Consider the following 14,444-nt stretch of genomic DNA (forward strand, 5'->3'; position numbering starts at 1 on the left):
AGCAGTATGGGCGCAGGGATGCGCCCCTTTCTCTTTTTTGACTGGTGGATTATCGATGGATTTGATGCAATCAGGCACTACTACGCGCCGTTATTCTAAGCTCAGCGTCTTCTGTGCTGGCATCGCTTTATTTCATTGTTCTCAACTTATGGCTGCCAGTGACGCGATCACCGCAGCAGGCACAATAACTTCAGCAGGCCTGGCGCAACAGCAGCAGGACTTGCCCTCATTAACCGGCGAAGTGGCTGAACCCGCGTTGGCCCACGTCCCGGACTCCCTCACCATTAACCAGGCCGTTCAGCGTGCCATTCAATGGCATCCCGATATCGCAGAAGCGGTCGGCAAAATGCTGGAACAGGCAAATCAGGTGGATGTGGCCAAAGCCAAATACTATCCGCAGATTAGCGGGGGGATGAACAACGGCTACACCAACGCCTATACCGAAAAGGGCTTCAGCCCATCATTTGTATTGTCGGTGTCGCAGATGCTGTACGACTTCGGCAAAGTCAGCAGTTCAGTGCGTTCCGCTGAAGCGGGTGTCGCGATGGAACAAGCCAACGTGCTGGTGAGTATTGATACGGTGGCACATGACACCGCCTCTGCGCTGGTGGAAGTGCAGGGGTATCAGCAGTTGGTCAAGATTGCTCAACAGCAATTGGATGCGCTGAGTAAGATTGGCGATCTGGCGCGTCAGCGTAACGATGAAGGCGCTGCCTCACTCTCTGATGCCACGCAAACCGATGCGCGTATCGAAGGGGCGCGCACTACGCTGATCCAGTATCAAGCCAACCTTGACCGCTGGCGTGCCACGCTGGCGACCTATCTTGGCTGGCCGCTGGTTAAAAAAGTGAATGATGATTTCCCGGTCAACCTGACGCGCGCCTGCGCGGTGGGCAAAGCCGATGACAAACTTAACCCTACCGTGTTGTCCGCGTGGGCGCAGGCCAACCAGGCGCAAGCCAAGCTGGATAACGCCAACGCGCAGAATTTGCCGACCATCTCACTGGAACCGCAGGTCACGCACTATCTTAATGACCACTATTCCGGCAGTGAAACCCTGGATCGCACCCAGTATCAGGCGTTCGTGAAAGTGGAGATGCCGATTTATCAGGGTGGGGGGATCACCGCAGCCCGTGACGCGGCGGCCAACGCCTTACAGGCGGCAAATGCAGCCGTTAACTCGGCCCGCTTAAAAGCGCGCCAGCAGCTGAGTGAATCACAAAGTGCCGCGCTGAGTCTGTCGCAGAGCCTGGCAATCATGGGGCGGCAACAGACGTTGGGTGAGAAAACGCAGCAACTGTATCAGGACCAGTATCTGCAACTCGGCACGCGTCCGCTGCTGGACGTGCTTAACGCCGAGCAGGAAGTGTTTCAGACGCGCTTCACCCTGCAGCAAACCATTAGCCAGTTACGATCGTTGCAACTCGACTGCTTATACAGCACCGGGCATATCCGCTCGGCCTTCGCGTTGAATAATCAGCGGATCCAGAATGTGGAGATCCAGCCATGACACAATTACAAATTCCTGATGCTCCCAACGGTGATGCCAATAGCGCCACAGGGGGCAACGTTCCTTTGCACGGCTGGGCCACTGCCATCATTTTGATTGCTGCCCATTATCGCTTGCCTTGTTCACCGGGCATGATCATGGCGGCAGCCGAATGGCAGGGTAAGCAAACGCGTGATAAAGCACTGCGTCATCTGGCGCGTCAGGCGGGCTTGTCGCTGCAACTGTACGACGATAATAAGTGGGAAATCACCAGTTGGCGCTTGCCGCTGGCGGTAGAGCTGTCCGATGGGCAGGTTGGGGTCATCACCAGTTTCGATGGTGAGGATGAGGTGCGCGTGCACTTTGCCGGGGACGAACAACCGGCGCCCGTCGCGCTGGAAACGCTTTTACCGGAGATCCGCTTTGCGGCGGCGCTGCGCCCGGTGACGGCAGCAAAAGACAGCCGGGTTGATCGCTATCTGGCGACGGTGAAACCGAACTGGCTGATGAAGCTGGTGCTGCGGGATATGCGGCCTTACACCCACGTCATGCTGGCTTCGTTTTTGATTAACCTGATGGCGCTGGTCGGCATTGTGTTCTCGATGCAGGTGTATGACCGCGTCATTCCGGCGCAATCTTACCCGACGCTGTATGTGCTCTACATTGGCGTGATCATCTCCGTGGTGTTCACCTATGTGCTGCGCGTCGGACGCGATCACGTGACGGACCTGCTGGGGAAACGTGCGGATATGCGCGTCTCCGATCGGGTGTTTGGCCATGCTTTGCGCTTGCGTAACAGCGCGGTGCCTCGCTCCACCGGGACGTTCATCTCACAACTGCGCGAGTTAGAGTCGATCCGCGAGATGGTGACCTCCACCACCGTTTCCGCGATTGTCGATATGCCGTTCTTCCTGCTGTTCCTGCTGGTGATGGCGATTATTGCACCGCAGCTGGCATGGATCGCCCCCGTTGCGGTGGTGATGATGGTACTGCCAGGACTGTTTGCGCAGAAAAAGCTGGCGAAACTGGCGCAACAGGCGATGAAAGAGTCAACGTTGCGCAATGCGGTGCTGGTAGAGAGCGTGCAGGGGCTGGAAGATATCAAACTAATGCAGGCAGAAGACCGCTTCCTGCAGCAGTGGAACAGCTATATCCGCATTACGGCGCAGTCCGGCGTGGAGATGCGTAAGGTGATGCATTCGCTGATCACCTGGGGCGTGACGGTACAAGGCCTGGTTTATGCCAGCGTGATCGTGGTGGGTGCGCCGATGGTCATTAATGGTGACATCTCGACGGGTGCGATTGTGGCGGCGTCGCTGCTCTCCTCACGAATGATTGCGCCGATGGCGACATTGTGCGGCGTGCTGGCGCGCTGGCAGCAGGTCAAAGCGGCAAAAATCGGTCTGGATGCATTGATGAATTTGCCGGTGGAAAACAGCAAAGACGAGACGCGTATTCACTGCCCGGTGCTGTTCGGTCACTACCAGTTCAACGATGCGATGTTCCGTTACTACACCGATTCCCTCACCGTTGCGTTACGCATCAAAAGCCTGACCATCAAACCGGGTGAACGTATTGCGGTATTAGGGCGCAATGGGTCGGGTAAATCGACGCTGCTGCAAGCCATGGTCGGCGGCATGGATTTAGTCGCAGGTGAGTTGCGTCTGGATAACCTCAGTCTGCCGCATATCGATTTGGCCGATGTGCGTCGTAACGTGGGCCTGCTGACGCAAAACGCGCGTCTGTTCCACGGCACATTGCGTGAAAACCTTACCTTGGGCGCGGCGCATGCCACCGATGACGCTATTTTTGGCGCACTGACGGTGAGTGGCGGGGCCGATTTTATTCGTCGTCTGCCGCTGGGGTTGGATCATCCGATTATGGAAGGTGGGGTGGGGCTGTCGGGTGGTCAGCGACAATCACTGCTGCTGGCGCGTATGTTGCTGCGCGACCCCAATATCATCCTGTTGGATGAGCCGACCGCTGCGCTGGACGATCATACCGAGAAAGAGTTTATTGAGCGTCTGGGTGCCTGGCTGAATGGACGCACTCTGGTGGTGGCGACACACCGTGCGGCGATCCTCGCGCTGGTGGATCGAGTACTGGTGTTGAAAGACGGACAGCTGGTGATGGACAGCCCTAAAGAGAATGCGTTACCTGCGCCGCGTGCTGGCGGTAACAATCAGCCGGAGGCGCAATCATGATGAAGCAACTTCCTGGCAAACTGCGGCTGGTGACGGCGGCGGAAGTCGATTCCTCTGACGATCTGTTGGGGGAGCTGAAATCGGAAACCCACTACACCGGCGCGGTGCGTTTGATCACCATCAGTACTGTTCTGATGCTGGTGGCACTGGTGTGGGCATGGTTTGGCGTGCTGGATGAAGTTTCTACCGGCACCGGCAAGGTTATCCCTAGCTCGCGTGATCAGGTTATCCAGTCCCTTGAAGGCGGCATCCTGACCGAACTGTATGTGCACGAAGGGGACCGGGTGAAAGCCGGACAGGTGGTGGCCCGGCTTGATGCTACGCGTTCTGAATCTAACGTGGGTGAAAGTGCGGCGCGCTATCGTGCAGCACTGGCGGCCGCTGCGCGACTCAGTGCCGAGGTGAACGATCAGAAACTCGTTTTCCCCGCTGAGTTGGATAAGTACCCGGATCTGATCGCCTCAGAAACCCGCTTGTATAAAACCCGCCGCGCCCAGCTCACAGATGCCACGGCGCAGTTTAATCAATCGTTGGCCTTGGCCAACAAAGAACTGGCCATCACCCAGCGACTGGCGAAAACCGGTGCAGCCAGTAGTGTCGAAGTGCTGCGTTTGCAACGTGACAAGTCAGATCTGGAGCTGAAGCTGACCGATATGCGCTCGCAATACTACGTGCAGGCGCGTGAGGAGTTGGCGAAAGCCAGTGCCGAAGCCGACAGCCTGGCGCAGACCATCAGAGGGCGTGAGGACACGGTGACGCGCTCAACGATTCGTGCGCCGATGAATGGCATTGTGAAAAACATCAAAGTTTCCACCGTAGGCGGGGTGATCCCACCAAACGGTGAATTGATGAATATCGTGCCGTTGAATGACCGACTGCTGATTGAGGCGCGCCTGTCACCGCGTGACATCGCCTTTATCCATCCTGGCCAGCGTGCGGTGGTGAAGATCTCGGCGTATGACTATGCCATTTACGGCGGATTGAACGGCGTGGTGGAGAGCATTTCACCGGATACCATTCAGGATGAAGTGAAACCGGAAATCTACTACTACCGTGTGTATATCCGCACTGATAACGACTATGTGCAGAACAAAGCCGGTAAACGCTTCGCGATCAGTCCGGGGATGGTTTCTACGGTGGATATCAAAACCGGTGAGAAGACCATTATGGATTATCTGATCAAACCGTTTAACAAAGCCAAAGAGGCGATGCGCGAACGGTAATCGCTGTGAGTCGCACATGATTAAGCCGCAGTTTGTTATGGAAACAGCGGCTTTTTTTATGCTTAAAGTTTATGAGATATAAGTTGTTTTTATGTTTAAGTCAGAAAGTAAGGACGATGCACAACTACAGATAAGGCGCGTTATTGACTGTTTTATGGGGGGCATGGGTTACGTAATGAGATGAGCTTATTCTTCGAACTTTTTGGGTGAATTTTAAACATCTCTACACGTATTCTAAGGTCGTGGCAGGCAGGGTTTCATTTATTGGAAGCTTTTTGAAATCTTTTGAAAATTTTAGAGCATTTAAGAGAGAAGTGCTGTGGGTTTGGCTTATTTGTACGATTTAATTTATTTAAATTAGCAATTAACGTCATTTTTAACTGATGTTAGATTGAAAATTAACCACTCGCATACTAAGGATTCAATAAGAATATGCTTAAAATTCTTGTGCCGTCTATTACTGTATGTTACATAGAGTGTCGAATTTCTATCCCTTGCTCACTCCAGATTTTTCCGTGAGCGCCGTAGTGCCAAATAATAAAAAGAGCAGACTTCACTACCCCTTTAGCGGACGCTTTTGCTCACGCTTTGACTTGTCACGCAGCGTGATAAAACCGTCTGGTTACTGATTGAGATAGAAAAGAAACGTTAATACAACTCGTCGTGATGCTTTTAGTGATTTAAAAGCGTGGCGATAGCATTTGCTACAACACCCATGCAAAGGAACTGACATGACCCAGGTGGTAATTCAGGAGCAACAACGCGGCGTTATTGAGCCGGAGTTAATTGAATCCGTACGTCAAACGCTAGCGGAACAAGGTGCCGCGCTGCAAAATCTTGCGCAGCAGTTGGATAGCCAGCAATACCAGAATGCTCTGCACCTGATCATGAACTGCAAAGGTCATGTGATCCTGTCCGGGATGGGCAAATCGGGCCATGTTGGACGCAAAATGTCTGCCACCCTGGCTTCAACGGGCACACCCAGCTTCTTTATTCATCCTGCTGAAGCCTTCCATGGCGACCTCGGCATGATCACGCCTTATGATCTGCTCATCCTGATCTCTGCCAGTGGCGAAACCGACGAAATTCTCAAGCTGGTGCCTTCGCTCAAGAATTTTGGCAACCGCATTGTGGCGATTACCAATAAAGGTGACTCCACGCTGGCTAAAAATGCGGATGCGGTGCTGGAACTCAACATGACGAGTGAAAGCTGCCCGAACAATCTCGCACCTACCACATCCACGACCTTAACGATGGCGATTGGTGATGCGCTGGCGATTGCCATGATTCACCAACGTAAATTCATGCCTGATGACTTCGCTCGCTATCACCCCGGGGGTTCGCTGGGACGCCGTCTTTTGACGCGCGTAGTGGATGTGATGCAACGCGATGTACCAACAGTGAAAACGGATGCGCCATTCAAAATTGTCATTCAGCGTATCACCAGTGGCTGTCAGGGCATGGTGGTGGTCGAAGATGCGACAGGAAATCTGGCAGGCATCATCACGGATGGCGATTTACGCCGTTTTATGGAAAAAGAGGATGAGTTAGGCACAGCCACTGCCGAACAAATGATGACGCGTGAGCCTCTGACTTTGCCAGAAGAGACCATGATTTTCGAAGCTGAAGAAAAGATGCAAAAGCATCGTGTTTCTTCGCTTTTAGTGACTGATAAAACAAATAAAATTACCGGGCTAGTGCGAATTTTCGACTAACCGAATATCACTGGGTGTGTCGCGCGGTGAGCCGCAAGTCGTACCTCAATATGTGCCTGAGCACCCAAATAAAAAATTTGATGATAGTTCCATGTTGATGAAAGTGAAGTCCGCCGCATCTACGATGCGTACGCGTTTTTCTGCTGTTTCGCTGGCGGAAGTCCAGAAGCACCTGGCGAAAATTATCATTCTATTGCCGATGGCGCTGTTGCTGATCTACCTCGTGATCTTCAGCCAGCCACGCTATATGAGTGAATCTAAAGTCGCGATCAAACGTTCGGATGACCTGAACAGTAGTAGCCTCAATGTCGGTTTACTGTTGGGGGCATCAAACACCAGTTCAGCAGAAGATGCGCTCTATCTGAAAGAGTACATCAACTCGCCAGATATGCTGGCAGCGCTGGATAAACAACTAAATTTCCATGAGGCCTTTAGCCATAGTGGGCTGGATTTTCTGAATCATCTTGGTAAAGACGAGACGGTTGAACGCTTCCTGCAATATTACCTCAGCCGCATCAGTGTTTCTTACGATGACAAAACCGGTTTGCTCGATATTCAAACTCAGGGTTTCACGCCCGAATTTGCACTGAAATTTAACCAGGCAGTGCTGAAAGAGTCCGAGCGTTTTATCAATGAAATGTCACACCGTATCGCGCGTGATCAGCTCACCTTTGCTGAAGAAGAAATGCAGAAAGCGCGTACTCGCCTGAACGCCAGTAAGGCTGACCTGCTTGCCTATCAGAACAGCAATAACATGCTGGACCCAGAAGCACAGGCACTGGCCGCCACGACCTTGATTAACACGCTGGTTGGGCAAAAGATCCAGATGGAAGCGGATCTGCGTAACCTGCTGACCTATCTACGTGATGACGCGCCGCAGGTGGTGAGTGCGCAAAACGCCATTAAATCCCTGCAAGCCCAGATTGACGATGAAAAGGGCAAAGTCACCGCACCGCAAGGCCACAAGTTGAACCGTATGGCGGTGGATTTCGAAGAGATTAAATCGAAAGTCGAGTTTGATACCGAGCTGTACAAGCTGGCGCTGACTTCGATTGAGAAAACCCGCGTGGAAGCGGCACGCAAGCTGAAAGTATTGTCGGTGATTAGCTCACCGCAGCAGCCGCAGGAATCCACTTTCCCTAATACACCGTATTTGATCGCCTGCTGGTTGCTGGTGTGCTGCTTACTGTTCGGCACCTTGAAACTGCTGCTGGCTGTTATTGAAGATCACCGGGATTAATAGAGTTTGTCATGAAATTATTAAAGTCACTTTTACTGATTGCTGCGTGGCAGGCTGCCTCTGCTAACGCTGCGCTGGATATTAATGCCGATCCCAATCTGACGGGCGCGGCTCCATTGCCAACGTTCCTGACAGGCCAACAAAACCAGACGCAAAACAACAGCGGTTTTGATAACACGCCACCACCGGCGGCACCCGTTGCGATGAGCCGCATGTTCGGCGCGCAGCTGTTTAACGGCACCAGTGCCGATAGCGGCGCCACCGTCGGCTTCAACCCTGGCTACGTGCTTAATCCTGGTGACAGCATTCAGGTGCGTTTGTGGGGGGCTTTCACTTTCGATGGTGCGTTACAGGTTGATCCGAAAGGCAATATCTTCCTGCCCAATGTTGGTCCGGTGCAGGTGGCAGGTGTCAGCAACAGCCAGCTTAATGCGCTGATTACCACCAAGGTAAAGCAGGTGTATCAGGCTAACGTCAGTGTGTATGCCTCACTACTGCAAGCGCAGCCGGTCAAGGTCTACGTCACTGGCTTTGTGCGCAGCCCAGGCTTATATGGCGGTGTGACCTCAGATTCACTGCTCAACTACCTGATCAAAGCGGGTGGCGTTGATCCGGATCGCGGCAGCTACGTTGATATCGTGGTGAAGCGTGGCAACCGCGTCCGCTCCAGCATCAACCTATATGACTTCCTGCTCAACGGTAAGCTGGGTCTTTCACAGTTCGCCGACGGTGACACCATCGTTGTCGGGCCGCGCCAGCACACCTTTAGCGTGCAGGGTGACGTGTTCAACAGCTATGACTTTGAATTCCGTGACAGCAGCATTCCGGTGACTGAAGCCTTGAGCTGGGCACGTGCCAAACCGGGTGCCACTAACATCACCATCATCCGCCAGCAGGGCTTGCAGAAACGCAGCGAGTATTACCCGCTTAGCTCTGCCCCGGGTCGTATGTTGCAGGATGGCGATACGCTGATTGTCAGCACCGATCGCTATGCGGGCACCATTCAGGTACGCGTAGAAGGGGCACACTCCGGCGAACACGCCATGGTACTGCCATACGGTTCAAGTATGCGTGCGGTGCTGGCGAAGATTCGCACCAACAGCATGTCGGAAATGAGTGCGATCCAACTTTATCGCCCATCTGTGGCACAGCGTCAGAAAGAGATGCTGGATCTGTCACTGCAGAAACTGGAAGAGGCTTCGCTCTCTGCCCAGTCCTCCACCAAAGAAGAAGCCAGCCTGCGTATGCAGGAAGCGCAGTTGATCAGCCGCTTTGTGGCGAAGGCCCGCACCGTTGTGCCGAAGGGTGAAGTGATCCTCAACGAGAAGAACCTCGATTCCATTCTGCTGGAAGACGGCGACGTCATTAACATCCCGCAGAAAACCTCGCTGGTTATGGTGCATGGCGAAGTGCTGTTCCCGAATGCGGTCAGCTGGGAAAAAGGCATGAGCCCGAAAGATTACATCGAGAAGTGCGGCGGTCTGACACAGAAATCGGGTAACTCGAAAATTGTCGTGATTCGTCAGAACGGTGCTGCCGAGAACGGTGAGGATGTCGATACCCTTAACCCAGGTGACGAGCTGATGGTACTGCCTAAGTACGAATCGAAGAACATCGAAGTGACACGCGGTATTTCCACCATCCTCTACCAGCTGGCGGTGGGTGCGAAAGTGATTCTGTCGATCTAATTTTTCAGGGGGATACATGAAAGTTCATGATTTAGGTGTTAATAATAAAATTGTCCTGTCAAACATCCCCCCTGTATTTAAAAGGGATGTTGAAGTAACCATTAAGGGTAATAATAACAAAATTGTTTTTGGTGAAGGTGTAACCGGAAAGAAATTAACAATTGACATCAATGGTGATGATAACAGGATTTTAATTGGAAAAAAATGCGTTGTTAACGGTTCATTATCAGCTAAATCCAATAGAAATATGATTTCCATAGGAAAGTTTACGACCATTGGTGATGCTAGGATAGAGTGTGAATATGAAACGGAAATTATTTTAGGCAGTGACTGCATGCTGTCGAGAGATATCGTTATTCGTTCAGGAGATAGCCACTCCATTATCGATATCAACACAGGTAAAAGAATTAATCATGCTAAATCCGTGAACATTGGCGACCATGTATGGATAGGTTATAACGCTAATGTAGGTAAGGGTAGTGTGATTAAGAAAAATACCATTGTAGGGTTGGGAAGCTATGTAAATAAGGCATTTAGTACAGGGAATGTAATCCTCGCTGGAGTGCCAGCTAAGATTGTTAAAGAAAATGTGATTTGGGATAGAAGAAGTTTATCCGAAGTGATCCCCGAATCACATTTAGAATCATTGAAATTGAATTATTTATATTCAGAAGAAGTTAACGGCGATTAAAATGCATATTAAAAATGTGGTTATCGTAATCCCCGCTCGCTATGGTTCCTCGCGTTTGCCGGGTAAGCCCTTGCTGGATATTGTCGGCAAGCCGATGATCCAGCACGTCTATGAACGTGCGCTGCAAGTGGTGGGTGTGTCTGAAGTGTGGGTTGCCACTGATGATGAGAGAGTGATGCAGGCCGTCGCTGGCTTTGGCGGTAGAGCGGTGATGACACGTGACGATCATCAATCGGGCACTGACCGTTTGGTGGAAGTGATGCAGAAGGTGGATGCCGATATCTACATTAACTTGCAAGGTGATGAACCGATGATTCGCCCGCAGGATGTAGCCCACCTGGTGCAGGGAATGCGTGATGATGCAGAGCTGCCTGTGGCAACGCTGTGCCATGCCATTTCGGCAGAAGAAGCGCTGGAAGCCAGTACAGTAAAAGTCGTGGTGAACACGCGCCGTGATGCACTTTACTTCAGCCGCTCGCCGATTCCTTATCCGCGAAATGCCGATAAAGCACGCTACCTGAAGCACGTCGGTATCTATGCCTATCGCCGTGATGTGTTGCAGAACTACAGCCAGTTGCCGGAAGCGATGCCGGAACAGGCTGAATCGCTGGAACAGCTGCGTTTAATGAATGCAGGGATTGCGATTCGTGCTTTTGAAGTGGCCGCAACCGGGCCAGGCGTGGACACGCCTGCCTGCCTGGAGAAAGTGCGTAAGCTGATGGCACAGGAGCTAACAGAAACCACATGATAGGTATCTTCTCTTCGGGTATCTGGCGCATCCCGCATCTGGAAAAGTTTCTGGCACAGCCGTGCCAGAAACTCTCTGCACTGCGTCCGATTCCGCAAGAGATAGATGCTGTTGCGGTGTGGGGTCATCGACCAAGTGCAGCCAAACCGGTTGCGCTGGCTAAGGCTGCAGGAAAGCCCGTTATTCGTCTTGAAGATGGGTTTATCCGTTCGCTGGATCTCGGTGTCAACGGTGCGCCACCGCTCTCTATCGTGATAGACGACATTGGCATTTACTACGATGCCAACCAGCCAAGTACGCTGGAGCAGCTCATTCAGGATAAAGCGGGTAATGCCGCTTTAACTGAGCAGGCGCGTGAGGCGATGCAAACCATCGTCACTGAAGACCTGTCGAAATATAACCAAGCGCCGTCGTTTGTGGCGGGCGAAGCGCTGAACCCCGAACTGGTGCTGGTGGTTGACCAGACCTTCAATGATATGTCAGTGACCTACGGCAATGCGGGTGCTGATGATTTCGCAGCGATGTTAGATGCCGCCATTAAAGAAAACCCTCAAGCCATCATCTGGGTCAAAGTTCACCCTGATGTCTTGCAAGGCAAGAAAGCCGGTTATTTCGCTTCATTGCAATCGACGCATCGTGTTCATCTGATGGCCGATAATGTCAGCCCTCAGTCACTGTTACGACACGTATCTCGCGTTTATGTGATGACGTCGCAATACGGCTTTGAAGCGCTCATTGCGGGCAAACCTGTCACCTGTTTTGGTCAGCCTTGGTATGCCGGTTGGGGGCTGACTGACGATCGCCATCCTCAATCCGCGCAGCTTGCTGAGCGTCGCGGTTCGGCGTCACTAGTTGAACTGTTCGCTGCGGCATACCTGCGATATTGCCGGTACATCGATCCGCAATCTGGCGCGGCAACAGATCTGTTTACTGTGCTGCAATGGATGCAATTACAGCGTCGGCACCAGCAGCAGCGAAGCGGTTACTTGTGGGCGCCAGGATTAACGCTGTGGAAATCCACTATCCTCAAACCCTTCTTGCGCACCACGGCAAACAGAGTGCGCTTTTCACGCCGCTGTTCTGAAGCTACCGCGTGTGTGGTGTGGGGTGTCAAGGGCGAACAACGCTGGCGTGACGAAGCGAATCAACGTCTGCTACCTGTATGGCGGATGGAAGATGGCTTCTTGCGGTCCTCTGGTTTGGGATCTGATCTATTGCCGCCGCTGTCTCTGGTGCTGGATAAACGCGGTATCTATTACGATGCGACACGCCCAAGCGATCTCGAAGTGTTGCTGAATCATAGCCAACTGACGTTGGCGCAGCAGTTGCGGGCAGAAAAACTTCAGCAGCGTCTGGTTGAGAGCAAACTCAGCAAATATAACCTTGGCGCAGATTTCAAATTACCCCATGCAGCACAGGGTAAGACAGTTATTTTGGTGCCGGGCCAGGTGGAAGATGACGCTTCGATCCTCACTGGCACAGTTTCCATCAATACCAATCTGGGATTGCTGCGTACCGTGCGTGAGCGTAACCCAAACGCATTCGTGATTTATAAGCCACATCCTGATGTGCTGGTGGGGAATCGTAAAGGCGATATCCCGGCTGAGCAGGTGCAGCAGTTAGCCGATTTTCAGGCGCTGGATGCAGACATTATCCAGTGTATTCAAGTGGCCGATGAGCTGCACACGCTGACCTCACTTTCAGGATTTGAAGCCTTACTGCACGGCAAGAAAGTCTGTTGTTACGGCCTGCCTTTCTATGCTGGCTGGGGAGTGACCACCGATGAACATCGCTGTAAGCGCCGTGGGCGTTCACTCTCATTATTAGACCTGATTTATCAGGCTTTGATTGTCTATCCAAGTTACATCCATCCTCTGCGCCTGGAACCGATAGCGGCTGAAGAAGCGGCTGAATATCTGATCCAGACTCCGCGCCGACAGATGTTTATTACAAAAAAGAAAGCGGGGCGGATCATTCGCCATTACCGCAAGTTGATGATGTTTATTAAGGTCAAATTCGGCTGAGCACAGCCGGTTACGGACAATAATGAATAACCATGAAGGTTGAATATGCACAGTAATGCATTGACCGTTTTGCTGTCTGGGAAAAAATACCTGCTATTACAGGGGCCGATGGGACCGTTCTTCAATGATGTCGCCGTTTGGCTGGAATCATTGGGACGTGAAGCCGTGAATGTCGTATTCAACGGTGGCGATCGGTTTTACTGTCGCCAGCGTGAATATCTGACGTATCAGGAAACCCCAAAAGAGTTTCCCCGCTGGCTGCGTGACACTCATGCGAATTATGACTTCGATACCATTCTGTGTTTCGGGGATTGCCGTCCTTTGCATCAGGCGGCGAGTCGCTGGGCCAAGTCGAAAGGCATACGCTTCTTGGCATTCGAAGAAGGCTATCTAAGACCGCATTTCATTACGGTGGAAGAGGGCGGGGTCAACGCACACTCTTCACTGCCACGCGATCCGGAGTTTTATCGTCAGTTGCCGGAAATTCCCGCTCGCGATGTTGAACACCTCAAGCCCTCTGCGGCGAAACGCATCGGCCATGCGACTTGGTACTATCTCGTAGGGTGGCGTCACCGACATGAGTTCTACAAGTACCGTCATCACAAGTCTTTCTCACCGTGGTACGAGGCACAGTGCTGGATTCGCGCTTACTGGCGTAAACAGCTGTATGGCGTAATGCAACGCAAGGTGTTGCCACGTTTGCAGTCTGAACTTGACCAACGCTATTACCTGGCGATCTTGCAGGTTTATAACGACAGCCAGATTCGTAACCACAGCCGCTATGAAGATGTGCGTAATTATATTAATGACGTGATGTTTTCGTTTGCGCGTAAAGCGCCCAAGGACAGCCATCTGGTGATCAAGCATCATCCAATGGATCGCGGACACCGTTTGTATGGGCCGCTGATTAAGCGCTTAGGGAAAGAGTTTGGTGTGAGTGACCGCGTGATCTATGTGCATGATTTGCCAATGCCGGAGCTACTGACGCACGCTAAAGCGGTGGTCACGATTAATAGTACGGCAGGGATTTCAGCGCTGATTCACAACAAGCCCCTGAAGGTGATGGGCAATGCCCTGTACGACATCAAAGGATTGACGTATCAAGGACATTTGCACCAGTTCTGGCAGGCTGGATTTAAGCCGGATATGAAGCTGTTTAAGCAGTTTAGGGGGTATTTGTTGGAGAATACTCAGGTTAATGCGGTTTATTATTATAAAAAAAGAGAAGTGAGTATCACAATCTCGAAATCTTTCGATGTGAAAAATAATATTCGGCAAATTATAACATAATATAAATATCTTCTAATGCTGCATTGTCTCACATACCATGAGTTATAATTTAGAAGTTAACTTGATGAGTTTCATGGCTGACTTTGAATGTGAGGAGTAAGAATGGTAAGCAGAAGGAAGCTTTTTAACTTG

At 51.8% G+C, this 14,444-nt stretch carries 10 protein-coding genes; all 10 read left to right on the forward strand.

Translation table 11 applies throughout. The features are described from left to right. The first annotated feature begins 55 nt into the window (after positions 1–55). The 10 genes from PSSD_RS01930 (at position 56) to PSSD_RS01975 (ending at position 14,312) form a co-directional block, all read left to right on the forward strand. Positions 56–1,510 carry a TolC family outer membrane protein gene (locus tag PSSD_RS01930; protein WP_058969108.1) on the forward strand — a complete coding sequence of 485 codons (1,455 nt, stop codon included), beginning with the start codon at positions 56–58 and terminating at the stop codon, positions 1,508–1,510. Beyond that, a complete protein-coding gene (locus tag PSSD_RS01935; RefSeq protein WP_058969110.1) occupies positions 1,507–3,693 on the forward strand; it encodes a type I secretion system permease/ATPase in 2,187 nt (728 codons plus the stop codon). Before PSSD_RS01930 ends, PSSD_RS01935 begins: the two co-directional genes overlap by 4 nt. Beyond that, entirely contained in the window at positions 3,693–4,916 is a 1,224-nt protein-coding gene (locus PSSD_RS01940) for an HlyD family type I secretion periplasmic adaptor subunit (protein WP_439654582.1), read from the forward strand. Before PSSD_RS01935 ends, PSSD_RS01940 begins: the two co-directional genes overlap by 1 nt. Positions 4,917–5,647: 731 nt before the next feature. Continuing rightward, positions 5,648–6,631 carry a KpsF/GutQ family sugar-phosphate isomerase gene (locus PSSD_RS01945; protein WP_058969115.1) on the forward strand — a complete coding sequence of 328 codons (984 nt, stop codon included), beginning with the start codon at positions 5,648–5,650 and terminating at the stop codon, positions 6,629–6,631. Positions 6,632–6,722: 91 nt separating this feature from the next. Next, a complete protein-coding gene (locus tag PSSD_RS01950) occupies positions 6,723–7,871 on the forward strand; it encodes a capsule biosynthesis protein (protein WP_058969117.1) in 1,149 nt (382 codons plus the stop codon). Between the two features lie 11 nt (positions 7,872–7,882). After that, positions 7,883–9,559 (forward strand): polysaccharide biosynthesis/export family protein, encoded by a 1,677-nt coding sequence (locus PSSD_RS01955; protein ID WP_058969119.1) that lies wholly within the window; start codon positions 7,883–7,885, stop codon positions 9,557–9,559. Positions 9,560–9,575: 16 nt separating this feature from the next. Next, entirely contained in the window at positions 9,576–10,250 is a 675-nt protein-coding gene (locus tag PSSD_RS01960) for an acyltransferase (protein ID WP_058969120.1), read from the forward strand. Positions 10,251–10,257: 7 nt separating this feature from the next. Beyond that, entirely contained in the window at positions 10,258–10,998 is a 741-nt protein-coding gene (gene kdsB / locus PSSD_RS01965; protein ID WP_153011397.1) for a 3-deoxy-manno-octulosonate cytidylyltransferase, read from the forward strand. Next, the gene (locus PSSD_RS01970; protein ID WP_058969124.1) at positions 10,995–13,022 is read left to right on the forward strand and encodes a capsule polysaccharide biogenesis protein; all 2,028 of its coding nucleotides are present in this window, start codon (positions 10,995–10,997) and stop codon (positions 13,020–13,022) included. The genes kdsB and PSSD_RS01970 overlap by 4 nt, the downstream gene beginning before the upstream one ends. A gap of 45 nt (positions 13,023–13,067) precedes the next feature. Further along, positions 13,068–14,312 carry a capsule polysaccharide biogenesis protein gene (locus PSSD_RS01975; RefSeq protein WP_058969126.1) on the forward strand — a complete coding sequence of 415 codons (1,245 nt, stop codon included), beginning with the start codon at positions 13,068–13,070 and terminating at the stop codon, positions 14,310–14,312. The last annotated feature ends 132 nt before the right edge of the window (positions 14,313–14,444 follow it).

It is taken from the genome of Type-D symbiont of Plautia stali (assembly GCF_001485335.1).
GTDB classification, from domain to species: Bacteria; Pseudomonadota; Gammaproteobacteria; order Enterobacterales; family Enterobacteriaceae; genus Pantoea; species Pantoea vagans_C.